Origin of the sequence: Paenibacillus solani, from assembly GCF_050475945.1 — a bacterium.
GTDB lineage: Bacteria > Bacillota > Bacilli > Paenibacillales > Paenibacillaceae > Paenibacillus_AQ > Paenibacillus_AQ solani_A.
The window spans coordinates 141,443-165,584 of sequence record NZ_JBCMXJ010000012.1; the positions used below are offsets into that span (position 1 = coordinate 141,443).

The 24,142-nt window shown below is 45.2% G+C and carries 25 protein-coding genes; 21 read left to right on the forward strand and 4 right to left on the reverse strand.

Annotated elements, in window-relative coordinates; translation table 11 throughout:
• The first annotated feature begins 219 nt into the window (after nt 1-219).
• Nucleotides 220-2,199 (forward strand): 1,4-alpha-glucan branching protein GlgB, encoded by a 1,980-nt coding sequence (gene glgB, locus ABEQ74_RS14055; RefSeq protein ID WP_430122917.1) that lies wholly within the window; start codon nt 220-222, stop codon nt 2,197-2,199.
• The gene (gene glgA / locus ABEQ74_RS14060) at nt 2,196-3,644 is read left to right on the forward strand and encodes a glycogen synthase GlgA (protein ID WP_430122791.1); all 1,449 of its coding nucleotides are present in this window, start codon (nt 2,196-2,198) and stop codon (nt 3,642-3,644) included. The genes glgB and glgA overlap by 4 nt, the downstream gene beginning before the upstream one ends.
• Nucleotides 3,645-3,768: 124 nt before the next feature.
• On the opposite strand, the gene ABEQ74_RS14065 is transcribed toward glgA, so the two are convergent.
• A complete protein-coding gene (locus ABEQ74_RS14065; RefSeq protein ID WP_430122792.1) occupies nt 3,769-5,517 on the reverse strand; it encodes an alpha-glycosidase in 1,749 nt (582 codons plus the stop codon).
• A 557-nt stretch (nt 5,518-6,074) separates the two neighbouring features.
• On the opposite strand from ABEQ74_RS14065, the gene ABEQ74_RS14070 reads away from it, so the two are divergent.
• The 3 genes from ABEQ74_RS14070 (at nt 6,075) to ABEQ74_RS14080 (ending at nt 9,154) form a co-directional block, all read left to right on the forward strand.
• Nucleotides 6,075-7,517 (forward strand): ABC transporter substrate-binding protein/permease, encoded by a 1,443-nt coding sequence (locus ABEQ74_RS14070; protein WP_430122793.1) that lies wholly within the window; start codon nt 6,075-6,077, stop codon nt 7,515-7,517.
• Complete coding sequence (locus tag ABEQ74_RS14075; protein WP_430122794.1) at nt 7,504-8,226, forward strand: amino acid ABC transporter ATP-binding protein; 723 nt, start codon at nt 7,504-7,506, stop codon at nt 8,224-8,226. The genes ABEQ74_RS14070 and ABEQ74_RS14075 overlap by 14 nt, the downstream gene beginning before the upstream one ends.
• A 196-nt stretch (nt 8,227-8,422) precedes the next feature.
• Nucleotides 8,423-9,154 (forward strand): 3D domain-containing protein, encoded by a 732-nt coding sequence (locus tag ABEQ74_RS14080; RefSeq protein ID WP_430122795.1) that lies wholly within the window; start codon nt 8,423-8,425, stop codon nt 9,152-9,154.
• A 72-nt stretch (nt 9,155-9,226) separates the two neighbouring features.
• On the opposite strand, the gene ABEQ74_RS14085 is transcribed toward ABEQ74_RS14080, so the two are convergent.
• Nucleotides 9,227-10,081: a polysaccharide deacetylase family protein gene (locus ABEQ74_RS14085; RefSeq protein ID WP_430122918.1), complete on the reverse strand. Its 855-nt coding sequence runs from the start codon at nt 10,079-10,081 to the stop codon at nt 9,227-9,229.
• 166 nt (nt 10,082-10,247) lie between these two features.
• Between ABEQ74_RS14085 and ABEQ74_RS14090 the strand changes: the two genes are divergently transcribed.
• The 7 genes from ABEQ74_RS14090 to mobB all read left to right on the forward strand — a co-directional run bounded on the left by ABEQ74_RS14090 (nt 10,248) and on the right by mobB (nt 15,901).
• Nucleotides 10,248-11,270 carry an NADH:flavin oxidoreductase/NADH oxidase gene (locus tag ABEQ74_RS14090; protein ID WP_430122796.1) on the forward strand — a complete coding sequence of 341 codons (1,023 nt, stop codon included), beginning with the start codon at nt 10,248-10,250 and terminating at the stop codon, nt 11,268-11,270.
• Between the two features lie 83 nt (nt 11,271-11,353).
• A complete protein-coding gene (locus ABEQ74_RS14095; RefSeq protein ID WP_430122797.1) occupies nt 11,354-12,022 on the forward strand; it encodes a PspA/IM30 family protein in 669 nt (222 codons plus the stop codon).
• 199 nt (nt 12,023-12,221) lie between these two features.
• Nucleotides 12,222-12,626, forward strand: a complete 405-nt coding sequence (locus tag ABEQ74_RS14100) for a DUF350 domain-containing protein (protein ID WP_054401981.1) — start codon at nt 12,222-12,224, stop codon at nt 12,624-12,626.
• Nucleotides 12,627-12,656: 30 nt separating this feature from the next.
• A complete protein-coding gene (locus ABEQ74_RS14105; RefSeq protein ID WP_430122798.1) occupies nt 12,657-13,163 on the forward strand; it encodes a DUF4178 domain-containing protein in 507 nt (168 codons plus the stop codon).
• 10 nt (nt 13,164-13,173) lie between these two features.
• Nucleotides 13,174-13,905, forward strand: coding sequence for a DUF4247 domain-containing protein (locus tag ABEQ74_RS14110; RefSeq protein WP_430122799.1), 732 nt, complete (start codon nt 13,174-13,176; stop codon nt 13,903-13,905).
• Between the two features lie 206 nt (nt 13,906-14,111).
• A complete protein-coding gene (locus tag ABEQ74_RS14115; protein WP_430122800.1) occupies nt 14,112-15,401 on the forward strand; it encodes a molybdopterin molybdotransferase MoeA in 1,290 nt (429 codons plus the stop codon).
• Nucleotides 15,398-15,901: a molybdopterin-guanine dinucleotide biosynthesis protein B gene (gene mobB, locus ABEQ74_RS14120; protein ID WP_430122801.1), complete on the forward strand. Its 504-nt coding sequence runs from the start codon at nt 15,398-15,400 to the stop codon at nt 15,899-15,901. Before ABEQ74_RS14115 ends, mobB begins: the two co-directional genes overlap by 4 nt.
• 14 nt (nt 15,902-15,915) lie before the next feature.
• Here mobB and xerS read toward each other — a convergent pair whose 3' ends face one another.
• On the reverse strand, nt 15,916-16,998 hold the full coding sequence (gene xerS, locus ABEQ74_RS14125; protein WP_430122802.1) for a tyrosine recombinase XerS: 1,083 nt from the start codon (nt 16,996-16,998) through the stop codon (nt 15,916-15,918).
• A 172-nt stretch (nt 16,999-17,170) separates the two neighbouring features.
• On the opposite strand from xerS, the gene ABEQ74_RS14130 reads away from it, so the two are divergent.
• The 4 genes from ABEQ74_RS14130 (at nt 17,171) to ABEQ74_RS14145 (ending at nt 21,270) form a co-directional block, all read left to right on the forward strand.
• Nucleotides 17,171-17,674 carry a GNAT family N-acetyltransferase gene (locus ABEQ74_RS14130; RefSeq protein WP_430122803.1) on the forward strand — a complete coding sequence of 168 codons (504 nt, stop codon included), beginning with the start codon at nt 17,171-17,173 and terminating at the stop codon, nt 17,672-17,674.
• 389 nt (nt 17,675-18,063) lie between these two features.
• Nucleotides 18,064-19,407, forward strand: a complete 1,344-nt coding sequence (locus ABEQ74_RS14135) for an ABC transporter substrate-binding protein (protein ID WP_430122804.1) — start codon at nt 18,064-18,066, stop codon at nt 19,405-19,407.
• A 111-nt stretch (nt 19,408-19,518) separates the two neighbouring features.
• Nucleotides 19,519-20,376 carry a carbohydrate ABC transporter permease gene (locus ABEQ74_RS14140; RefSeq protein WP_430122805.1) on the forward strand — a complete coding sequence of 286 codons (858 nt, stop codon included), beginning with the start codon at nt 19,519-19,521 and terminating at the stop codon, nt 20,374-20,376.
• A 21-nt stretch (nt 20,377-20,397) separates the two neighbouring features.
• Nucleotides 20,398-21,270, forward strand: a complete 873-nt coding sequence (locus tag ABEQ74_RS14145) for a carbohydrate ABC transporter permease (RefSeq protein ID WP_430122806.1) — start codon at nt 20,398-20,400, stop codon at nt 21,268-21,270.
• Between the two features lie 518 nt (nt 21,271-21,788).
• On the opposite strand, the gene ABEQ74_RS14150 is transcribed toward ABEQ74_RS14145, so the two are convergent.
• Complete coding sequence (locus ABEQ74_RS14150) at nt 21,789-22,250, reverse strand: Hsp20/alpha crystallin family protein (protein WP_430122807.1); 462 nt, start codon at nt 22,248-22,250, stop codon at nt 21,789-21,791.
• A 120-nt stretch (nt 22,251-22,370) separates the two neighbouring features.
• On the opposite strand from ABEQ74_RS14150, the gene ABEQ74_RS14155 reads away from it, so the two are divergent.
• The 5 genes from ABEQ74_RS14155 to ABEQ74_RS14175 are packed head-to-tail and all read left to right on the forward strand — an operon-like array spanning nt 22,371 to nt 24,081.
• A complete protein-coding gene (locus tag ABEQ74_RS14155; RefSeq protein WP_430122808.1) occupies nt 22,371-22,592 on the forward strand; it encodes a spore germination protein in 222 nt (73 codons plus the stop codon).
• 18 nt (nt 22,593-22,610) lie between these two features.
• Nucleotides 22,611-22,829: a spore germination protein GerPB gene (locus ABEQ74_RS14160; protein ID WP_430122809.1), complete on the forward strand. Its 219-nt coding sequence runs from the start codon at nt 22,611-22,613 to the stop codon at nt 22,827-22,829.
• Nucleotides 22,830-22,887: 58 nt separating this feature from the next.
• Nucleotides 22,888-23,502, forward strand: coding sequence for a spore germination protein GerPC (gerPC, locus tag ABEQ74_RS14165; RefSeq protein ID WP_430122810.1), 615 nt, complete (start codon nt 22,888-22,890; stop codon nt 23,500-23,502).
• Nucleotides 23,483-23,668, forward strand: a complete 186-nt coding sequence (locus tag ABEQ74_RS14170; RefSeq protein WP_430122811.1) for a spore gernimation protein GerPD — start codon at nt 23,483-23,485, stop codon at nt 23,666-23,668. The genes gerPC and ABEQ74_RS14170 overlap by 20 nt, the downstream gene beginning before the upstream one ends.
• Nucleotides 23,665-24,081 carry a spore germination protein GerPE gene (locus ABEQ74_RS14175; protein ID WP_430122812.1) on the forward strand — a complete coding sequence of 139 codons (417 nt, stop codon included), beginning with the start codon at nt 23,665-23,667 and terminating at the stop codon, nt 24,079-24,081. The genes ABEQ74_RS14170 and ABEQ74_RS14175 overlap by 4 nt, the downstream gene beginning before the upstream one ends.
• The last annotated feature ends 61 nt before the right edge of the window (nt 24,082-24,142 follow it).

Genomic DNA, 24,142 nt, shown 5'->3' on the forward strand with positions numbered 1-24,142 from the left:
TTTCCCTCCCAATGTATTTTCACGTTGTTCATTACATAAACGACATTCCCGGGGTTTGAAACGATTATATTGAAAAAGTGTAATGAAAATTACAAAATTATTTTTCAGGTACATTTTTTATTTTCATGATGGTTAGAATGGGGTAATAGCATTAATAATATTGCATTTTTATGATAAAGCAGGTGACGATGATTGAACCACGCAGTTAGGGAAGGAAATATGACCCCGGAACAAATGTATTTATTTCATGAAGGAACCTGGTTTCACAGTTACCACAGTATGGGTGCACACCCCGCGCTGGAAGATGGGAAAGACGGCGTGCGGTTTACCGTGTGGGCCCCGAATGCAAGGCAAGTTGGTCTTGCCGGAGATTGGAATGATTGGGATGGCACCCGGGATACGTTATATAGGATACCCGATTCGGGAATTTGGAGTCGTTTTTTCCCTGGGTTAAAAACTGGAACTCTTTATAAATATCAGATCACCGGGCCTTTTGGAGAAACCTTTTTAAAGGCAGATCCATATGCGTTTCAGGCGGAAGTACGGCCTGCTACCGCATCGGTGGTTACCGATCTGTCCGGTTATCATTGGCAGGATGCTGCATGGAGAAGGAAGAACAAGTCACCTTACACCAAGCCGATGAACGTATATGAAATGCATGTCGGAACCTGGCGGCAAAAAGAGGATGGGACTTTCTTTACATACCGCGAGCTGGCGGAACTGCTTATTCCTTATTTGCAGGAAATGAGTTATACGCATGTGGAATTTATGCCTTTGGCTGAGCATCCTTATGATCTCTCATGGGGATATCAAGGAACAGGATTTTATGCGCTTACGAGCAGATACGGCAGCCCCCATGATTTTATGTATCTTGTTGATCAGCTGCATCAGGCCGGCATCGGTGTTCTGCTTGACTGGGTGCCCGCACATTTTGCCAAGGATGCCCACGGGCTCCGTCAGTTTGATGGAACACCCCTATTCGAGTATGCTGACCCGCAAAAAGCGGAGCGACCAGGATGGGGAACTTTATCTTTCGATTATGCCAAACCCGAAGTGATTTCATTCTTAATCTCCAATGCTTTATTTTGGATGGATGTGTATCATATTGACGGTCTTCGTGTCGATGCGGTGACGAGTATGATCCGGCTCGATTTTGAGAAACGCCATAACCAATTCAGCCCGAATAAATATGGCGGTTTGGAGAATCTTGAGGCGATATCCTTTCTGCAGGAATTAAATAAAGCAGTATTTCATTATTACCCGAATGCGCTGATGATGGCTGAGGAGAGCAGTGCATGGCCAGGGGTCACCGCCTCTGTTCATGAAGGGGGACTGGGGTTTAACTATAAGTGGAACATGGGCTGGATGAATGACACGCTGTCCTATGTGGAAAAGGAGTTCCATGAACGGCCCACCCATCATAATTTACTGACTTTTCCCATTTGTTATGCCTATTCGGAAAATTTTGCATTACCTCTGTCCCACGATGAAGTTGTCCACGGCAAGAGGTCGCTGCTTAATAAAATGCCGGGAATTTATGAGCAGAAGTTTGCCGGTTTGCGAACTTTGTTAGGATATCAAATCACGCAGCCAGGCAAAAACCTGCTGTTTATGGGGGGAGAATTTGGCCAGTTCATTGAATGGAAGGACGAAGAGCAACTGGATTGGCTGCTCCTAGACTATGATAGTCACCGCAAACAGCTGGCCTACACGGCAGCTTTAAACCATATGTATGTGGAAGAGAAAGCACTATGGGAACAAGATCACCGATTCGAAGGCTTCCAGTGGCTCAGTGCCGATGACCATGAGCAGAGTGTCATTTCTTATATGAGAATGGGTAAAAAGCCAGGTGATACCCTGATCATCGTGATTAACTTTAAGCCGCAGGCATATGATCGTTATCGGATCGGTTTGCCAAGAGCCGGGCAGTATGTAGAAATATTGAATTCCGATCATGTCGATTACGGCGGCTCGGGACTGCTAAATGCGCCAGAGATGAAGGCAGAAAAGATCGCTTGGCATGGGCAAACCCACAGCCTGGATATTAAGCTGCCTCCACTTAGCATGGTAGTTTTGAAGAAAAAACCGCCCCGTTCCAGAAAATCGGCAGATTACCAGAGCTTGGAGATGAAGGAAGCAGAGTCAAAAGCGTCATCCAAACGGATAACCAAACGCAGCAAAAGGGGGAAGCAGGATTGAGATTACTATTCGCAGCTTCAGAATGCGTTCCATACATCAAAACAGGCGGATTGGCGGACGTAATTGCAGCGCTGCCCAAATCGCTGAATGGCATGGGAGAGGATATTCGAGTTGTGCTTCCGAAATATCGCGGCATCCCCGACGAATACAAGGAACGTATGGAACACATTGGAGAAACACGGGTAAGGGTAGGCTGGCGTGAGCAATACTGCGGAATTGAATCGCTGCAAGAGGACGGAGTAACGATTTATTTTGTGGATAACGAATACTATTTCGGCCGTGACGGTATTTATGGTTACATGGATGATGGCGAGCGATTCTCCTTTTTTAATCGCGCCGTATTAGAAATCCTGCCGGTGATCGGATTCAAGCCGGATGTGCTTCATTGCCACGATTGGCATACCGCCATGATTCCGCTTCTTCTTGAAGACGTTTATCGTTATGATTCGTTTTATTCCGGGATTCGAACGGTTTTCACAATCCATAATCTGTTGTATCAGGGCGTATATCCATACGAGGTGCTGGTGGACTTGCTTGGCATCCACAGCCGGCATTTCACGACGGAAGGTGTGGAGTACTACGGTAACGTGAACTTCATGAAAGCAGGGATCGTTTATGCTGATCATGTAACGACAGTGAGTCCAACCTATGCCACGGAAATACAGACGGGTTATTACGGGTACGGACTTGATGGGCTGTTGTCAGCCCAAGGATCAAGACTGAGCGGAATAGTGAACGGCATCGATACCAAAAGCTATAATCCGGCGACTGACCCGCATATTGCGATGAAGTACCGGAGCGGCCTCACCAAAAAAACGCAAAATAAAATAGCTCTCCAAGAAGAACTAAATCTTCCCGTTGCACCGCAAATCCCGTTAATGTCGATGGTTACGCGATTGGTAGATTCAAAAGGACTTGATTTGGTCATTCGAATTTTGGATGAGCTGCTCTATTATGATGAGATCCAATTCGTCGTCCTGGGGACAGGGGATCCGTCTTATGAGCATTGGTTTCGGGAAGCAGCCAATCGGAACTCGCGTAAAATGTCGGCTCAGATCTGGTTCAATGAGCCCTTGTCGCGGCGCATTTACGCCGGCAGCGATCTGTTTCTGATGCCTTCCAAATTCGAACCTTGCGGCATCAGTCAATTAATCGCCATGCGTTATGGAAGTGTACCGATTGTCCGTGAAACCGGTGGTTTGAATGATACGGTTCATGCATATAATGAGTTTACCGGAGAAGGAAACGGGTTTTCTTTTAAGGACTTCAATGCACATGATATGATGAATACAATTCGACGAGCGACTTCCATTTATCGGATGCCAGGGCATTGGCGTAAAGTGAGCAAGAACGCACTTGGCGGAGATTACAGCTGGAATGTTTCCGCGAAAGCATATCAGGAGATTTACCGGAAAATTACGAATCAAGAAAGCGAAGTACACTAAAGTACAGCTTCTGTTTAACAACATATCACTAACAATAAACAGGGGTGCAGCGAAAGCAAAGAATGACTTGCTTTCGTTTGCACCCCTGTAGCTGTTTCTTGATCATAAAGGCTTGCAAGCGAAATTAATGCTTCAATTGGCGGCACAACATCCGGAATTCGTAAGGCTCCAAATTGATATGCATCGTACCGTTAACCGGCTTTACAGGCTCACCCGTTTCGCAGTCATGCCAGTCGGTGGTCACGATTGGATGCGAGAGCGTTCGAGGTGAGTCACTATTGTTCATCCACATGATAAAATGCATCCTTTCATCCGCACGTTCATATACAATGCATGGATCATGGAAATTCGCCTGCAGGAAGCGGAAGCGTCCCTGGCGTAATGCCTTATGCTTTTTACGAAGTGCGATCATTCTTTTATAGAAAAAATACAGGTCCTGGTTCCGTTTTTCAGGGTCCCACTCCATACATTGGCGACAATCCGGGTCTCCCTCTCCGGCTAAGCCGATTTCGTCCCCGTAAAAGATGCAAGGCGTTCCCATGAAGGTAAAGAGGAAGGCTACGGTGAGTTTCATGCGTCGTGTATCTCCTCCTACACGGGTCAGAAGCCTCGGTGTGTCATGGCTGCATAGCAGATTGAAAACCACTTCGTTCGTCTGCTGTGGATACCGCATGAGAATCGACCCGATGTGGTTGGCGAAAGTCAGCCCGTCCATATTGCCGTTAAAGAACTCCAACACCTTATCAGCAAAAGGGTAATTCATGACGGAATCAAATTGATCACCTTGCAGCCAAATTAAGGAGTCAGACCATACTTCACCAACGATATAGGCTTCCGGGTTGGCTTTCTTCACGACCTGTCTGAAATCCCTCCAGAAATGATGATCGATCTCATTGGCCACATCCAGTCGCCAGCCATCCAACTTGATTTCCTTAATCCAGTACTCCGCTACACCCAGCAAATAGGCTTTAACCTCGGGATTGGCGGTATTAAATTTCGGCATATTTCCGAAGAATCCGAAAGTATCGTAACTTGGGATGCCGTCCTTGACCTCGCAAGGAAACTGGTTCACATGAAACCAGCTCGCATATTTGGATTTCTCGCCATGTTTCAGCACATCCTGAAAAGGCGGGAATTGCTCACTGCAGTGGTTGAATACCGCATCAAGAATGACTCTTATACCCTTGGAGTGACAGGTATCCACTACCTTTTTTAACAGCTCATTATCACCAAATTGCGGATCTACTTGTTTATAATCAACGGTGTCATATTTATGGTTGGAAGGGGAGAGGAACAGAGGGGTGAAATAAATGGCGTTTATGCCCAGGTCAACGAGATCATCCAGATGATCCAGCACACCCTGCAGATCACCGCCGAAGAAATTATCCACTGAGGGCTTACCGCCCCAAGCTTCAGTTCCTACGGGATTGATGGCCGAGTTCCCGTTTGCAAACCGTTCGGTCATAATTTGATAGAATACAGCCTCTTTTGCCCATTCCGGTACTTTGAAGACATCGACTTCATGTATATACGGAAATTCGAAATATCCTGCTGGCGGATAAGGATAATCCCAACCGATCCCGCTGTCTACCATATATACTGTCTCATCTCCAGCATGAATACGGAATCCGTAAGATAATCTTTTGTATTTAGGTTTGACCCCGCACTCCCAATAATCAAACATGTCGTCAGAGGCGGCTTTTTCCATGGTGATCTCGAAGTACGTCCGGTCCCAGTCATATTTGTCGCCTGTCATGGCAACAACGGAATCAATGTCATTCTTTTTGGTTCGGATTCTTAAATGAATGGTATTAGTATCGTATGCATAAGCCCATTTATCGCGGGGAACATGATACAGTGCTTCTAACAGCATGGTTACACCTCCTATATGAGTAAAGCTATAGCTAATTAATAACCAGCTGCTGGCTTGCATGAATCATTGTCTTCTTGGCCTGCAATAGTCTCAGGAACAGCCCAATTCTTAGGGTGCCCTATTTTATGATGGGACGGGACCGAGAAGTTTATGCATGTACACTGAATATATGGTGAAAAATACATACCTTGCTTTCATTCGAATGCTTATGTATATTTCTTAAGACCTAGACCTACATTTATATGTAGACATCGAATGATGAAAAGGAGGAGTATATATTTACCATAATTTTTACGGTGGTTCCTGTGCTAATCTCTTAATATTTCAAATTTGATTGTTTTAAAGTAAGTTCTGGGTAGTGTCTATTTGGTTCAAGTTTAATCCTTATTGACCGTTGTATTAAAAAATCCCGAGATGTCTAATAAAATCAACTTCAATTATGCGATATGAAAATCCATACTTTTTCATTGCATATTCATGCATCCTGTTTTATAATGACTCAGTTGCATCATTCCAATTATTATTGACTCGTAACAGTAAGGGGAGAAACAAGACGTATGAAACATAAAATAACGGCGTGGATGACCTTGTTCATGGTGATTGTGTTGGCATTTGGCAGTCTCGTCCATGCAGAAGGTGAGAAGAAAACGGTAATACTCGGCACAAGTGCCGATTATGCGCCTTATGAATTCCACAAAACGATTGATGGTGTGGATACCATTGTCGGTTTTGATATCGAGATTGCAAAAGAAATCGCCAAGGATATGGGTGCAGAGCTCGTAATCAAGGATACTTCTTTTGATGCGTTATTACCTGAGTTGACAAGTGGCCGGGTAGATTTCGTAATATCAGGAATGAATCCGACGGAGGAGCGCCGAAAAAGTATCGATTTTTCCGATCCTTATTATGCTGCGGAACAGTCCGTTGTTGTCCGCAAGGAAGATGCGCTCAAATTTAATACATTCGAAAGCCTTGAGGGAGCCCGGATCGGGGTTCAGAAGAGCTCCATCCAGGAGACCATCGCTAAAACGATTCCAGGGGCCAGTGTGATATCGCTTGATAAAATACCGGATCTGTTGATGCAACTGGATTCCGAGCGCGTAGATGCTGTGCTGGCCGAATATCCGATTGCCAAGACCAATATGGATGAGGCAACCATGGTCATTACGGACGCGAAGCCTGAGGCAGAGGTAGATGCCTATGCCATTGGAGTTCGCAAAGGAAACGTAGAGTTGCTAAACCATATCAATGCTACGCTTTCCCGTTTGAAGGAAAATGAACAAATTCAGAAGTTTGTTGACGAGGCAAGTGACTTGGCTGCAGGGCGGAAAAGCGAAAATTTGAATACATTTCAATTTTTTTGGAAGTATCGTGATTATTATGCTAAAGGAATACAGTTTACGCTGCTGATCTCTGCTCTGGGTGTACTTTTTGGATTCCTTCTCGGTTTAATCATTGCTCTGCTGCGGTTGTCGGGTGTAAAAATTCTGAAATTTTTGGCGACCACTTATATTGAGATCATTCGGGGTACGCCGATGTTGGTCCAGTTGTTCATTATTCATTACAGTTTAGCGGCGTTTGATATCAAATTCTCTCCAATCCAGTCGGGTATTCTCACGCTGTCCATTAATAGTGCGGCTTATCTGGCCGAGATATTCCGTGCAGGAATCCAGGGCGTAGACCGTGGACAATTGGAAGCAGCACGTTCACTCGGAATGACGAAGAGCAAAGCGATGCGCCACATTATTTTGCCGCAGGCGTTTAAAGGAGTTCTTCCAGCCATCGGTAATGAATTTGTCGTCATTATTAAGGAATCCTCCATCGTGTCGTTCATCGGGGTATACGATATCATGTACCAAGCCCAAATTTTGCGGGGGTCTACCTTCGCACCCCTGAATCCGCTGCTGGTGGCAGCATTGATTTACTTTATTTTGACATTCGTTCTTTCGAAGCTTCTGGGTGTCTGGGAAAGGAAGTTGAGTGCAAGTGATAACCGTTAAGGATCTTCATAAATCATTTGGCAAGCTGGACATCTTGAAAGGCATCAACGTTGAAATCGCCAAAGGGGAAGTTGTGGTGGTCATCGGACCGAGCGGCTCCGGAAAGAGTACTTTCTTGCGCTGTCTTAATTTGCTCGAAGTGCCCACCAGCGGCGAAATTTCGTTCGAGGGTGAGCTGATCACTGCCAAAAACCATAATATCAATGCCACTCGGGAGAAGATGGGCATGGTGTTTCAGCAGTTTAATCTGTTCCCCCACAAAAAGGTGATCGATAATATCACTCTGGCTCCTATTCAGGTAAAAGGAATGCAGGCCAAGGAAGCAGAAGCGGCTGCCGATGAATTGTTGAAATCGGTTGGACTATTGGACAAGAAGGATGCTTATCCGTCTCATCTGTCTGGCGGACAGAAGCAAAGAATAGCTATCGCCCGGGCACTCGCCATGCGTCCCCATGTTATGCTGTTTGATGAACCTACTTCTGCGCTTGACCCCGAGATGGTGGGTGAAGTGCTGGAAGTAATGAAGAAGCTTGCTGAAGGTGGGATGACGATGATCATTGTGACTCACGAGATGGGATTTGCTCGTGAAGTAGGTGATCGAATCCTGTTCATGGATGGCGGCAATATCGTAGAGGAGGGGACGCCAGAGCAAGTATTTGGTAACCCGACTCATCCACGCACACGTGAATTCCTAAGTAAAGTTCTGTAATCGTAACTTTTATACCATGCAATAAAGCGGACGAAAAAGCGTCTAAACCTTAGTGTTATCAGGTTTAGACGCTTTTTGTATTGGCTATTGGTAACAATTGCTTGCAGTAAAGGTTACAAAGTTGTGATATATTCATGTTCGTTGACATACGACATTCATCCGAAATCATCCATGTACATATAAGGAGGCATCTTAGATGTTACAACAAATGAAATCCTGGACAAAAAATCGTGAATATTATCAAAACTTTAAACGCGCTGGAAAAGCAGCAAAATGGTTGACCATTACAGCGGTAACGCTCGGTCTGACTTTCGCCGGTGGAGGCATGACAGCTCATGCAAGCTCCCTGCATACCGCAAAGGACGGTGACACCTTTTACCGCTTATCCAAGCAGTATGGCGTTAACTTGGACAAGCTGATGAAGGCTAATCCCTCAATTGAAGCGACGAATATATATCCGGGGCTCAAAATTACCATTCCCGGTTCGGTATCAATAAATTCAACGGCATCAGCCGCGCCTATCACCTCAGGAAAATCTGTTTTTACACCTAGCCTGAATGTGTTCCCGCAAAACAAAGTGGTGGAAGCATGGGGTAAAACATTCAATTACAGCAAAACGGTTTCGGTAAAAGCTACTGCCTATTCATCTGCTGTCAGTGAGAATGGCAAATGGGGAGCTGTCGATTACTTCGGTAATTCCTTGGAGCTCGGCACCATTGCCGTAGATCCCAAGGTCATCCCGCTGGGCACGAAGGTGCTGGTAACCGGCCATGAACACCCAGGGCTACCGAAGAAAGCATTTGTGGCAGTGGCTCGCGATATCGGCAGTGCCATTAAAGGAAGTAGAATCGATATTTATATCCCTGGTTCCCAAGCTTCTGTGAAACAATTTGGCATTCAGGATATTAAATTGTATATCATTGATTAATCCGTACCCATCATAATTCAATAAGACGGCTAGCGTGGAGTTATTCCAGCTGGCCGTCTTTTCTATTCCACACTAACGCGACTCAGAAACCCCCAGCATATCCGGCAGTGTGACGAGGCTGAATCCTTTCCTCTGCAGCTCGGCAATGATATCTGGCAGTGCTTCAATCGTCCCCGTTAAATCGGAGCCTACACCGCCCCCAGCATGCTGGAGCACAATGGAGCCAGGCCCGACCGTTGACAAAATGTTATGCTCGACCTCTTCCTTTTTGAGCCCTTTCCAATCGAGAGAGTCGACATTCCAGTTGACAACTTTATAGCCATTTTTTCGCGCCCATTGAAGTTCTTCTTCATTAATATCCCCATAGGGTGGACGAATTACGCGAGGATTGACTCCGGTCAAAGACTTCAAAATTGTGTCGGTTCTTACGATTTGACCTTTGAACTTCTCGAGACTCAGCTTATTCAGTTGTGCATGGTTATAGGAGTGATTACCAATGGCATGCCCTTCTTCATGGATTCGCTTCATCAGATCGGGGTGTTTCTTGGCGCGTTCTCCAACAGCAAAAAAGGTTGCTTTTACCTGATGCTGCTTGAGGATATCCAATACCTTACCGGTAAACCGCGGATCAGGAACATCATCGAAGGTGAGAGCCACCTGTTTGATCTTGGGACCGCTGGAACGAAAGGTATCGGGGTATTTTCTCAGCAATTGGCTTAAGCTTAGCGGTTTCCGGCTTGATCGGTCATGGTTATGTTTGGACAGATCCCGGATTTGATCAGCTTCCGATATGACGGAGGTAGAGGTATCATATGGTTGACCTGCTTGGTTATGTAGATCGGATGCGTTTGCCGGCATGCCCGGCACCATGAGAAGGAATAACATGATCCACAGAAAGCAGCTTCCTGTGTGGAATCGATTGAATATCACGATCAGCCCCTTTCGCATTTAAGTATGGTATACCCCACTGAGTCATCAATTATCCTCAATCTGGGAAAGCAATGATTTTTAGTTTTTCTTTGGAAAGGTGTATAATAACCCGTAACGGATTTTATTACATCTGGATCATTTGGATATGGAAGGAGATAATCGCTTGGCTGACTTGTTTACACCTTACAATTTCAAGAATTTGACTCTCAAGAACCGGATTGTTATGCCACCGATGTGTCAATATTCCGTGAAAGCTGAGGACGGAGTTCCGAATGATTGGCATTTTGTCCATTATGTCAGCCGTGCCGTAGGAGGTACCGGCTTAATTATTGTAGAGATGACAGGCGTTCACCCTGACGGCCGCATAACGAATCAGGATACAGGGATATGGGACGATAATCAAATCCCGGCATATCGCCGTATTGTGGACAGCGTACATGCATACGGAACGAAGATTGGCATCCAGCTTGGACATGCAGGAAGAAAAGCTCAGGATGCAGAGCCTTCGGTAGCACCTTCACCGATTCCGTTCAGCTCTCATTACAAAATGCCGAGGGCGCTTTCAGGTCCCGAAGTGGAAGAGCTCATTCATGCCTTCAGGGAAGGCGCCCGCCGTGCGGTAGAAGCCGGATTTGACACAGTGGAGATTCATGGGGCCCATGGCTATCTGATTCATCAGTTCCATTCGCCTTTAACAAACCAACGCAACGATGAATATGGTCAGGACCTCCCCCTGTTTGGCGAGCGGGTTGTCCAAGCCGTGAAGGAAGTGCTGCCTGAAGGCATGCCGATCATCATGCGTGTATCTGCCAAAGAATATGTGGACGGCGGTTATGATGTTCAATACTGCGCAGAGGTCTGCAAACGATATCGGGATGCCGGTGTAGATATTTTTCATATCTCCTCCGGTGGAGAAGGGCAGGTCGGCTCGAACGGCGGGCCTGAAGCAAAGCCTGGATATCAAGTGGATCTGGCAGCAGAGTTCAAACAGCTGCTTAAGGTGCCTGTGATTGCTGTCGGACTGCTGGACGATTACCATGAAGCTCAAGAGGTGATTTTGTCAGGCAAAGCAGATATGGTCTCGATTGGCAGAGGCATGCTGCGTGATCCGTATTGGGCCGTACATGCATCCAAGGCTCTTGATGGGGAACAGAAGGTACCCAAGCCATATGAACGAGGATATTAAAAAAAATGAAACCGTCTTGGATCATGTAACGTAAATATATTTCATATACCGTAATTAATAGTGAAAGCGAGAGGAAGAGAACGATGTCCATATTTAAAAGACTGCGCGATTTAACCATGTCCAACATTAACGCCATTATCGACAAGGCCGAAGACCCAATTAAAATGACGGATCAATACATTCGGGATATGACCGAGGATCTCGAGGATGCTGAGAAGGCTGTAGCTTCCCAAATTGCCATCGAGAAGCGCTTTAAAGCCCTTTACGAAGAGCAGGAAGCACTGGTGGAGAAACGTATGCAGCAAGCACATACAGCTGCTCAAGCACAAAATGTTGACCTTGCCCGCCGTGCATTGGAAGAGAAGAAGGCTGCTGAAGCAAAACGTGATGAATACAAAGCAAGCTATGACCAGAATAAACTGGCAGCTGACAATCTTCGCAGCAAGCTGGAAGAAATGCGCAAGCAGCTCACAGCGATGAAGAATAAACGTGAAACTTTGGTTGCTCGTTATAATGCAGCTAAAGCACAGACCGAAATCAACAAAGCGATGAGCGGCTTTGGATCCGACACAGCTTCCGCCGGATTAAAGCGGATGGAAGAGAAAATGTTGGCAATGGAAGCCCGCGCCGAGGCAAGCAATGAAATGTCGTCGCGTGAAAAATCCCTGGATGAAGAGTTTGAGAGTCTTGGGAAAGACAAAGTGGTTGAGGATGAGCTTGCAGCTTTGATGAAGCAATACGAAAACAAGTAATGATTTTCGAAATCTGACAGGCAAATCGGTTTGATGGGCGAGGGAGAAAGCAGCAGGTTAGTACCTAAGCTGTGCATCTCCTTCGCTTTTGTTTGATAAGGAACATCAAGAGGACGTAAGGAATATTTTGGGGTCTGGCTTCTATTGGAGCAGCAGGATATGAGTAAAGTTTGAATGTTGAATGTGGAGGCTTAAGAAGATGGATTTTGATATGATCTTACGTGTTTTACTATGGACAGCTGTCGGGGGATTGCTGTTGTTTGTTCTAATGTTTGTGGATTCCCTCTTTACTAAATATAACGATCTTGAGGAAGTTAAAGCGGGAAATATGGCAGTCACCACTAGACTGATTCTGAAGCTGTTCGCTCAGGGTTATATTTTATCCGTGTCGATCAGTACTTCGTATCATCTGCTTGAAGCGATCGTGGTGTCGGTCGTTTCGTTCATCATCTTGCTCGCTCTTGAGGCACTGACTGAACTGATGCTGCGAAATTTCGGGAAGCTGAATCTGGATAAAGGAACCCGCGAAGGCAAGACAGGCTACGGACTGTTCGCAGGCTCGCTGCACGTAGTCGGAGCGTTAATTATTACCGCTTGCCTATAGAACGCATAATGAAGATAGGGGACAGGAAAGATGAGTATGTGGAAAAGGATCAGCAATTTGTTTAGCAAACCCGAGCCGCCTAAAGCAGAGAAAAGTATGCTCCAGCTGGCTCCCGGCGATATATGCGAAGTGTCTTTGGTTACGTATGAAGTGACGGGCCGTGTACATAATCGCGGTCGCAATGCGGTAGTCTTAACGCTCCAAGATGGAAGCACCATCGCGTATCTTCATATCGAAGAGCGAGAAAACATTCAATACGCATTATATACTCCAATCGACGGCCGGCTGGATTCCCTGGATGAGGTACCATCCATCCTTGAGCTGGACGATCATGTTTTTCATTTGGAGGAGGAATATGGCGGGCATGTCTCAATAACCGGACGCACGGCATTTACCCAAAGCGGCGAGCAGCATGTCTGGCAATATCAATCGGATGATTACAAGCTGCTACGGATCGAATGGCAGAATGGACGGTTTATGTTATATGAAGGCGAGAAAGTGATACCGGGGGACGTTCGAGTTATCCGGGCGACTTAGGAGTGGTGGCATGAAGGAACGCTCTTTTTTATCAATCAAAATCATACTGGTACTGAGTTTATTCGTATCTTTATTGAGTGGATGCGGCGCTCCGAATATTAAAGATACGTATCCGCTTGAATCCGTTAACCGGGACGGCAATGCGACCTCTTATGTTTATCGGGCGGAGGGTAAAAGCGTTCCCGAAGTTGCAGACGAATTAATAGCAGCTCAAACGCCGGACCAATCATCTCCAGAGAATGCCGAGCGGATGTTCTTGGTGTATGGAGATGATTACTATCATTTGCAGCAAGATCCGCAAAAGCCTGGGGATACACTGATTGAAATCGACTCGAAGGAGTATGTTCAGCGCAATTATGACTCCAGTTTTCTGCAGGGATACTTAACAGCCGTCCTGATTGGGAACTTATTTGATTCAATGGGTGGCGGCAGCTATCGGGGTTATACGAGTAAAGATGTATACAAACCGGCTCAGGGTAATTACAAAAAGCCAACAAGCCGTGATAAAAAGGTTGCCCCACCACTGACAGTGGATCGAAGTGGTAAGATTACGAGACGGGGCCAGGACTCAGTTGGCAAGGGCGGAGGCCTATTTCAACGCAATCCGTCTTCCAGTGGGGACCGCGGCACCATCAAGCGTGGAGAGAGTGACGGAGGATTGTTTGATTCTCCTAAGAAATCATACACCAAGCCGAAAACACGAAGGGGTTCCGGGAAAATAACCCGTAGAGGGCGAAGGTAAGCATAAAACAGCGTACGGTTTTGAAACCGTACGCTTTTTTTGGCCAAAAAAACAGATGTAATGAATCGATTGACGGATGAGGCCGGTTATCCTGCAATTTAATATAGTCCATGGAAGTGAAGGAAGGAGAGTCAGGTTTAACGTACCTCCAGAATGTAGTACAGTAAGAATGTCAAAGGCATTTTGTCAGAAGGAGAGGACTTGCTGTGAAAGATAGAGATCCGATTTCGGCCGAGAGCCGCCGTGATACATTTAACAGACGAGCATTACAAGTTTCAGATGCACAAACGTTGTCCATATCGTACGTAGAACGTGTTCATGAGGAGTCTATTGCGCTGCAGAACAGTGATGGCCGGGTACTGGCTTCAGACGTCATTGCGCCCCACCCGTTTCCGGCTTTTGCACGTTCGGGTATGGATGGTTATGCTGTGCGGTCAGTAGACACCACAGCATGCGATCCGGAAAAGCCACTCTGGCTGGAAGTTGTCGACCATATTCCTTGCGGGTATGTATCGTCCATCCCAATTGAGCAGGGAAAGGCTTCTCGTATCATGACAGGTGCCCAAGTACCTGAAGGCGCAGACGCCGTCGTTATGCTCGAAGCTACAGAACTGCGTACTGAGAATGGCACGACTTATGTCGGCTTGAAGAAACCGATTGAGAAGGGAAAGAATATCACGCCGCTCGGCTTCGAGCTGCAGGAAGGCGATTTGATTCTTCGCCGCGGCACAGTGATTGGACCGGGAGAAATCTCAGTTCTGGCCACGTTCGGTATACATACAGTAGAAGTATATCGTCAGCCTGTGGTGGGCATCTTCTCAACGGGAACCGAATTATTGGACATTACCGAGCCGCTTGAGCCAGGCAAGATCCGGAACAGCAATACCTATATGCTGGCATCCCAAATCCGGGAAGCCGGCGGAATACCGATGATAATGGAGGCAATCCCGGATGATGTACAGCTTGCCGGGGAGAAGGTGGAGGAAGCTCTGCAGCTCTACGATATGGTCGTCACTACAGGCGGTGTCTCTGTTGGCGATTACGATATTATGGGGGAATTGGTGACATCCGGCGGACTGGACATGCTGTTTAACAAAGTGACGATGCGTCCGGGCAGTGTCACAACGGCTGCGGTCAAAGAGGGGAAGCTGCTCTTCGCGTTATCGGGCAATCCAGGGGCATGTTTTATAGGGTTTTTGCAGTTTGTCAGACCTGCCATTCGAAAGATGCTCGGTATGGAACGGCTATATTTAACTGAATGGACGGCAGAGCTCGGCGCTGATTATTCCAAGGTGAATAACTTCACTCGTTATGTTAGAGGGAGTCTTGATGTTCAAAATGGTAAACTTGTAGCTACGCCTGCATCTCTTGATGAATCAAGTGTTATGATTACGATTAAAGACAGCGATTGTTTGATCGTGATACCGCCTGAGCTTAGAGGGGCAATCAAAGGTCAAAATGTGCAGGTGCTTGTACTGCCTGGAGCATGGATATGAAGATTATCCAGTTATGCGGGTATAAGAATAGCGGCAAGACCACGTTGATAACCGCATTGATCCCCTTATTGAAACAGCAAGGCCTTCGGGTTGCCGTCATCAAGCATGATAGGCACGGGTTTGAGATGGATCACGAAGGAACAGATACGTACAAATTTCGTGAAGCTGGCGCGGAGGGCATCGCGATCGCTTCACCAGGACGGACAGCGATGCTGCGGGAAACGGAGATGGAACTGGCGTCTCTGATCCAGTTATACAGTGACTATGATCTGGTTATCGTCGAAGGCTATAAGATGCAGTCATATCCGAAGCTCGTACTGCTGCGCGGACCCGAGGATATCGAGCTAGTGGATCAAGTCGAGGAAATCAGAGGACTTGTGGTACGTCCTGACATGCTAAAGGAACCGTCTGCCCTGCATCCCATACAGCTGCGGACAGCGGTTCCCTTGTTTACCTGGAATGACACGGAGCCAATTACTTCGCTGCTACTGTCATTATAGATAGATGTTTAGTCTCATTCATCGGCACGGCGTTCAATGGCTTCGGACATGGTTTTGTCCGTCAAATGCGCATAGACTTCTGTCGTTTCGGTCGAAGCGTGGCCCAATTGTTCCTTGGTTTTGTAAATATCGTTCTGCAGGTAGTAATCGGTTGCAAATGAGTGGCGTAGCTTATGTACAGTCAGGGAAGGTTTGCCGAAACGTTTGGCATACTTGATGATCATTGCCTGAATCGCCCGCTTGGTCATTCGCTGTCCTTCACTTTGTCCGTTTCGCAGCGCGACGAAGAGAGCCTTTTCTTTTTTTGGTACCTTATATCGAGCCTGCCGAATCTGCATGTAATATTCCAGATCGTCTTTGGCCTGCGCCCGAAAGTAGACGGGGGTTTTGAAGCTTTCGTCATTGTTACCCTTACGGTATACATGCAGCATTTTGTTGTTGAGGTCGATATCTGCAAGATTCAAATTGACTACCTCGGATACGCGGAGACCGGAGTTTAGGATAAGGCTGGCGATACAGGCATCACGGACTTTATTTTGCTCATGCGCATAGAGCGCCTGCTTATTCTTCTCTACATCGAGCGCGTATCCTTCGTGAATGTAAGTAATAAAATCCTGGAGTTCATCTTCCTCCAGTATTTTTCCTTTTAATTTGGCTGCCGTATCCTTGGGCTTATGAATTCGCTTGATTTCTACTTTGGCCATAATATTGCGCTTCAGAAGCGGATAGAAATCTTCATCCTCCGCAATTTGGCTTAAATAATGGAATAAGGAGCGCAGCGATGACAGTTTGCGGGATACCGTAATTCTGGAGTTAGTCCCTTCGCGCCGCGTCGTGAGATATAATCTATAACTGGTGATGCTCTCCATGCGCAGTGTTTCCAGCTCCAGCAATGACACTTCACGGTTTGAGGCGGCTTGTGATAACCCCTCTGAGCGAAGCCAATTAAAGAATGTCTCATAATCTCTTACATATTCAAGTAGTGTTGAGGGAGAGAGATCCGGAAGCTTATAGTCTATAAATTGTTGTACGAACCATGGCATGGATGGTGATTTTTCATCGAGTCTGGTACGGTCTATATCTTTTTGTATATTCATGTTTCACCTCAATGATTGTCATGATCGGCATAATTATATTCTAGTGTAACATATGGAATGACCATCGTGCCTGCATGCTGAGAAACCGTAACTTGCAATTGGCTTTTTGTAATGAGTGAATGCACGCACTACGCTCAAATCGACAATGGATGTCCCCAAGGGAGGCAGCAGCATGGTCTTAGACCCATTAAAACGTATGGGAATTGAACTGGTTCCCAAGAGAAAGCAAGCGGTTATCGTAAATCTCATGCAGTTGTATCTCTATGATTTTACGGAGTATCTCGATATATCGGTAACGGATCAGGGCTTGTTCTTACCTTATCCCGATCTGGATGAATTCTGGAAAAAGCGCGAACGAAAATACCCTCATTTAATTACATTCGATCAACGGCCGGCAGGATTTGCTTTGATCGAAAGGATGGAAAATGCAGCGGAAGCGGACTATTATATGACGGAATTTTTCGTGATGCGGAAATATCGGCGAACGGGCCTGGGAACTTGGGCGGCTACTCATTTATTCGATCAATATCGGGGGCGCTGGAAGGTTACCCAAGTAAGCAATAATATACCCGCCCAAGCCTTTTGGCGCAAAGTGATCGAATCGTATACCGGTGGCCGTTATGATGAATTTATAGATCCGGTTCGTAATAACCCGTCGCAATTTTTTAATTCTTGAAGAGGCTTGGAACGAGCCGATTTTTAGAACAGCGCTAATCATGAGAGCGATATAATTAAACAAGCAAGGCCCATCCATATTGCCATGGATGGGCCTTGCTTGTTTAAGGAAAGGAGAGATTACATATTAGCTTAATTCATCATATGAAAAATTCACAATAGAAAAATTGATCCGTCTTGCTTAGCCATTTCGCACTTTACCCTTCATTCAGTTCTCCCGGCAATCATTTTGGTATTTTTTGGTTGAAATGGGCATATAGTAAGTAGCTTGGAGGAATTTACCCCTCCCAAATATGAATGTCCCCCTTTGAAACCGGTAGGGGTTGGAATAAAATTTTGGTAGACATCAAGATTTACATAGGTTCTAAAAAATACTTAGGGGGATTACAAATGAAAAGAACTTCCATGTTACTCATGAGTGTCATGCTGTTGCTTTCCATGCTGCTCGCGGCATGCGGCGGCGGTAAAAGCGGCACATCTGAGCCTGCTCCAGGAGGAGAAACAAAGCCAACGGAAACGGCTCAACCAGAAGAGGAAAAAGATTTCCCTCCGACTTCACTCCGTGTGTTCTCGACATTCGGCGGAACTGACGCAGCTCGTGAAGCGTTCAAATCCGTGCTGGATGAGTTTACAGCAGCTCATCCGAATGTAAAAATTGATAACGATACCATGTCTGCAAACGATGATGGTTTCAGAACCAAAGTTAACACGGACATGAACAGCGGCAATGAGCCCGACTTGCTGTTCTACTTCATCGGTGCTGATGCTGAAGGCTTCGTAAATGCTGGTAAAGTTGTACCTCTGAACGAAATTGTTGATGGCGATGCTGAGTGGAAAAATGGATTTATTCCAGATGCGCTTGAGCTTGCCAAGCAAAAAGATGGCAATATCTATGCTGCTCCTTTAACTGGTTATTATGAAGGATTGTTCGTTAACAAAAAGATTTTCGAAGAGAATGGTCTTGAGCTTCCAACAGACTGGGATAAATTGACCACTGCTGTGAAAACGCTCTCTGCAAAGGGTATCATTCCATTGTCTGTCCCATTTGACCAATCTCACTACCTGATCGAGCATACGATCTTGTCTGCTGCAGGTCAGGCTGGCCAGAGCAAAGGTCTACTTGATGGCATTGATCCAAACTGGGAAAAAGCTTACACCGCTATGAAAGAATTGTATGATCTGGGTGCATTCCCTAAAGATGCAGCAACAATTGATCTCAGCATGTCCGGTAACTACTACAGCGAAGGACTGGCTGCGATGACGCTCGAAGGATCTTGGGCAGTAGGTGGTTGGAACGAAGATACTCGTAACAACTCCACGGTTATTCCGTTCCCTACGGTTCCTGGCGGCGCTGGTACAGGTAACGAAATCATTGGTGGATTCGGTTCCGGATTCTATCTTTCCAAAGCTACTTATGACGATGCAGGCAAGAAAGATGCTGCTATCGCATTGTTGAAACATCTGACTTCTCCGGCTTCGATCCAAAAAATCGCTTCTGCGAACGGTGGTACACCTGCAGCTGATGTAGAAGTGACTGGATTGGCTCAAGTTGCGCTTGACGGTTTCTCTATGGCTGCCAAAGCAGATGCCATCGTTGCACCTGTTGACAGCAAAGTTTCGCAGGAAACATTCGGTAATCTTCGTGCTAACGTTCAGCCTGTAGTGGAAGGCAAGAAAACTCCTACACAAGCAATCGAAGAAGCGAAGAAAACTGAAGACGATAATAAAAAATAGTTTTCATCAGTAACCGTAGATTAAAAGTGACGTACGCCGCCCTTCAGTTTCCTTTCGGGCGGCGTAGTCATTTGGACATGGACGATAAAATAAACATCAAGGGTGATTAATATGAAGGGTGATCGCAAGTATATATTGCTGTTTTTATTACCCACAGCCGCCATCATGACAGTCTTTTTATATTATCCATTCTTTAAAAGCTTGTATCTGAGTTTTTATCGCACCTCAGGATTCTTTGACAAAAAGTTTGTGGGATGGGCTAACTATGAGAGACTTTTTACGGATAAGCTGTTGGGAGCTGCAACGCTGCATACATTAGAAATTATGTTATATGTTATCGTATTCCAGGTGGGAATAGCACTTTTGCTCGCCGTCATGGTGGATAACATTTCCAAGTTAAAAGGTTTTTATCGAACAGTATTTTTCTTCCCGGTTGTTATCTCAGGAACAGCTATATCCTTGTTGTTCGTGTTGTTCTACAACTACAACTTTGGTCTGTTGAACAACTTGCTCGCAAGCTTCAATATAGAGAAAATTCTGTGGCTCGATGCGAAAAATGCACTCAAAGCAGTATCGATTCCAACGGTTTGGCACTATGTGGGCTTCTATTTCGTCCTGTTCCTGACGGCCATGTCCAAGATCCCTCAAGATTATTATGAAGCGGCCAAATTAGAAGGAATCACAGGGTTCAAGAAAACCACAATGCTTACTATTCCGCTGATTATGAGTGATGTCAAAGTAGTTATTACCCTAGCGATAACAGGTACAATGAAGGTATTTGATTTCGTGTGGCTGATTACAAGCGGCCAGAATGGTACGGAAGTATTGGGTACTTATATGTACAAAAAAGCTATGGTAGATCAGAACTTTGGATATGGATCGACGGTTGCAATATACATGGTAGTCTTTGGTGTACTGCTTGCAATGTTTGCTAATCGTTTATTGAAAAAAGAGGAGATTACATACTAAGCATTATAGGGGTGTACTGTTATGGAGCCAACCATCGTCGTTGAACACAAAACTCAGCGCGTTAGGAAAAGTCGGTTTAGTTTAGGCACCACGTTGATGTACGTGATTTTGACAGCGTGGTCCTTAACAACCATCTATCCTATGTTTTGGATTGTGAACAATTCGTTTAAGGTTTCTCGTGATGTCATGAACAATTCATTTGGCATTGCATGGGAACCGGTATTCTCAAATTATGTAAATGCATTTGACCGCATTAACATCGGTCGAAGTTATATCAATAGTTTGGTAATGTCCTTTGGAACTGTGTTCTTGGTATTATTACTTGGAGGACTTGCAGCTTATGTGCTCTCCAGATTCAATTTTAGAGGCAGAAGAACGATTTATTCCATCCTGTATGCAACCTTGCTGATTCCGGCTTTTGCTACAGTAGTTCCGGTTTACGAAATTCTCATTAAAACCAGCATGGTTAATACGTATTGGGGGTTAATATTTCCTCAGACTGCAGGGAACCTAACATTTGCGACTTTAGTTATTGCTGGTTACATGGCAACCATTCCGAAGGAACTGGAAGAAGCTGCATTTATGGATGGTTGTAACCGTTGGCAGATGTTTGTGAAAATCTTTGTGCCCATCTCGCAGCCGGTGTTCGCTTCGGCAAGTATTTTCGTGTTTATGTGGTCATACAACGACTTGTTCTCCGCGTTGATTTTCGTTAACAAAGAGAACGTCCGACCGATCGTGGCATTACTGAATGAGATCAGCTCTCAGTATGGAACGGACTTTGGTTTGATGGCTACGGCAGTAGCGTTGACCGTTATTCCTGTGCTGATTGTTTATCTGTTCATTTCGAAGTATATCCAGAAAGGTCTGACAGAAGGAGCCGTCAAAGGTTAATCATAAGAACGGCAAATCCAACGAATAGGCAAGTCAAGAGGGGACGATTCGTCACCTGTTTGACTTGCCTATTCGTTGTTATATTTAGGTGTATAACTGACCAATTAATGTCACACTTCAGAAAATATAAAATTCCACAACAGAGCAGACATATCGTTCCTCCATTTTACATGAAGTGTAGTTAACGTTGAGAGATTTCACTTTGACACTAGTGCCAAGGAATATCTATTTGTATCTGAACAATATGATTATTTCAACATATGAAAAATTCACAATAGGAAAACCTTTGTCCACATCTACTCACATTTCACTATACACAACCCAACCACTCACATAGAAACTACTAAAAAGGTCTAAATGAGGGGAGCCTCTTATTTTTTAATATCGCAACCTTTGGCATCTGTATATAGTTAATCAAATAGAGTCCAAAATTTCCTGCATACAACATTCGATCCGTTGCATGCAGGTTGATATGAATGGTACTTCTGGTTGATGTCTTTGTTAATATTAGTATGATATCACAAGAAACGAATATTAATATCATGAAGTCGACCTGGCGACATTTTCGGCATTTTAATTTGAAGCGTAGGCTGTCTATAAGTTGCAATGGCTTTTGCTGGCAAAATGGGAACGGGTAATACTATGGTCTGGTGTTGCTCTTTTGGCAAGCCATTGATTTTGATCTGCGTCCGGTTCAGTTGAATCCATAACTTTTCCGGATGTATGCGTTTGGGTACATAACATTTCACGACAAGAAAGTTATGAGTATCTAACGTTTCATAACGAAGTGTGTTCGGATCAGGCAGATTTTCATTTCCGGCTGACGCTCGTCGTATCGTATCCTTGACATACTCCTCAATGATCGTTGGATCCAGCTGATAATCCTCATTAAGATGATTCAGGTCTTTAAATGGAAAAGAATTGTTGCTAAAGAAAGAATCCTGTGTCAACCAGTCTGGCTTTTTGGATCTTGAGCTCACGATAATCCCTCCTACCTTCTATATATCCATTGTATGGGCGAAGGATTATTGAAGTGACATCTGGGCATCCGACTACATAGAATATATCCAAACGGAGATTTTGAATAAAGAGGTGGAATTGTGGTTTCAATTATCGGTAATATGAAAATCGTAAATGTGGGCCCCAGTTCTACGGTATTGGTTGGAAATACAGGAGTAGTTGATTTAAACAGCACTTCAAAAGCTTATGCTGGAGCCAACTCGTTCACCACCGGAGACACGATTGGTATAAATATTACAAACAACCAAGCCAGCAGTACGAATACATTTGATCCGGATCTTATTGATTCGCCTAATGCTTAATTAAGGTTGTGAGTGACATTGAATCTTACGGTACATCAATGCATTAATATTCAACAGCTTAGGATTAACGCGGTGACCAACTCCTCGGTACTTCAAATTGGAACCGCCGGTGAGATCCGTGCACTATCCAATGTATATAACACGGGTGGTTTTACGGGCCCTGCTCCAGAATTTGAACCCCCGAACAATACGACACCTCTGGTTCCTTTACCTGCTCCGATTGAAGGTCTCTATTGACAAGAATGAGGTTTATATCATGCGCATACAATTATTAGGGAGGGGAGGGGGGATTTCTATGTACCAGCACCATATACAGCAATTGTTCTGTTGCCTTCAATCCCAGTCAGAGCAGCTTACCAGAATGGAACAAATGCTAAAGGAAATGCGTAAAGAAATAAATCAATTACAGCAAGGCAATCAAAAGACGACGGATCACGTCGAATATAATTTTGATTTATTGAAAATCGAAAAATTGGAAGGGACCTTAAACATCGGGCTGACACCTTCGGATGGCAAGCCATTAGAGAATATCTCCGTCAATGGCCAGTCGGTAGAACAACTCCAGACTGAAGCCGCCGGAGGAGAGCTCTATTCGAATATACATCAGCAGGTTTCTCGCCACTTGGAACATGCAGTACCAGCGCTGATCGAGCGAATGGTCCCCCAGTCCAACCTTGTACTTGGAGATCCGTATGCTACAGTGATGATAGAAGATATTCGCAAACAACTTGGAGATCGAATCAACATTTATCTGCAGGAATACCATAATAACAGTTCAGCCATGAATCCTGTTGAAGTTGAGCAAACGATCGCCAATCAAATGAAAAAAGAAATCGATAAGGCAGTTGAACAACACCTTGATCAATTACAACAAGGAAAGAGGATTACTAATGAAATTAACAGTCATTAATAAAGAGCTCCGGGTGGGATCAATCCGCATCACGGCGATCTCAAGCTCATCCGTGCTGTTGATCGGTGATACCCGGGTCATTAATAGTAGCTCCATCTATGACACTCCTGCTGAATCTCTGCTGACCACCCCGCTCGTTCCGTTATCTCCGGGCACGCCGTCATGAAACGCCATGTTCTTGTTGATAACGTATATATCATCAATATCTCAAATAGTTCAGCATGCATTTGCGGTGAATCGGGGCTTATCGATGCCTATACGCGAGCATTGGCGGTTCAACGTCAAGTTCCGGTTTTTTTTGAAGACGAAGGTAAATATGAGGACTACCCGATATTTTCAAGATCCATACCTGCTTGGCAGCTGCCGTCAGAAGTAGAATTAGACGTTATACAAGACTTTAAAGCGATTCATGTGGGATGCCTGGATGTTATAACGACAGCATCTTCATCGGTTGTGCAGCTAGGTCCAAACGATATGATGGAATTGGAGTCAAGGGTGAAGGCGATCAGACACTTTATTACGGATGCGCCCCAGGAATTAAAGGATTATGTAGGCGTCATTGTCAGACAGAGTCCATAATGGAAGCACTGCTTTCACATGACAAAATAACAGGGAGGGGCTATGAAGCTCCTCCCTGTTA

Bases quoted from the DNA above. Each gene is read 5' to 3' on its own strand.
- ABEQ74_RS14095 (WP_430122797.1), top strand. From the start codon at position 11,354: ATGTCCATATTTAAAAGACTGCGCGATTTAACCATGTCCAACATTAAC.
- ABEQ74_RS14145 (WP_430122806.1), top strand. From the start codon at position 20,398: ATGGAGCCAACCATCGTCGTTGAACACAAAACTCAGCGCGTTAGGAAA.
- xerS (WP_430122802.1), bottom strand. From the start codon at position 16,998: ATGAATATACAAAAAGATATAGACCGTACCAGACTCGATGAAAAATCA.
- ABEQ74_RS14065 (WP_430122792.1), bottom strand. From the start codon at position 5,517: ATGCTGTTAGAAGCACTGTATCATGTTCCCCGCGATAAATGGGCTTAT.
- ABEQ74_RS14175 (WP_430122812.1), top strand. From the start codon at position 23,665: ATGAAACGCCATGTTCTTGTTGATAACGTATATATCATCAATATCTCA.
- mobB (WP_430122801.1), top strand. From the start codon at position 15,398: ATGAAGATTATCCAGTTATGCGGGTATAAGAATAGCGGCAAGACCACG.
- ABEQ74_RS14130 (WP_430122803.1), top strand. From the start codon at position 17,171: ATGGTCTTAGACCCATTAAAACGTATGGGAATTGAACTGGTTCCCAAG.
- ABEQ74_RS14070 (WP_430122793.1), top strand. From the start codon at position 6,075: ATGAAACATAAAATAACGGCGTGGATGACCTTGTTCATGGTGATTGTG.
- ABEQ74_RS14135 (WP_430122804.1), top strand. From the start codon at position 18,064: ATGAAAAGAACTTCCATGTTACTCATGAGTGTCATGCTGTTGCTTTCC.
- ABEQ74_RS14170 (WP_430122811.1), top strand. From the start codon at position 23,483: ATGAAATTAACAGTCATTAATAAAGAGCTCCGGGTGGGATCAATCCGC.
- glgB (WP_430122917.1), top strand. From the start codon at position 220: ATGACCCCGGAACAAATGTATTTATTTCATGAAGGAACCTGGTTTCAC.
- ABEQ74_RS14100 (WP_054401981.1), top strand. From the start codon at position 12,222: ATGGATTTTGATATGATCTTACGTGTTTTACTATGGACAGCTGTCGGG.
- gerPC (WP_430122810.1), top strand. From the start codon at position 22,888: ATGTACCAGCACCATATACAGCAATTGTTCTGTTGCCTTCAATCCCAG.
- ABEQ74_RS14140 (WP_430122805.1), top strand. From the start codon at position 19,519: ATGAAGGGTGATCGCAAGTATATATTGCTGTTTTTATTACCCACAGCC.
- ABEQ74_RS14110 (WP_430122799.1), top strand. From the start codon at position 13,174: ATGAAGGAACGCTCTTTTTTATCAATCAAAATCATACTGGTACTGAGT.
- ABEQ74_RS14080 (WP_430122795.1), top strand. From the start codon at position 8,423: ATGTTACAACAAATGAAATCCTGGACAAAAAATCGTGAATATTATCAA.
- ABEQ74_RS14105 (WP_430122798.1), top strand. From the start codon at position 12,657: ATGAGTATGTGGAAAAGGATCAGCAATTTGTTTAGCAAACCCGAGCCG.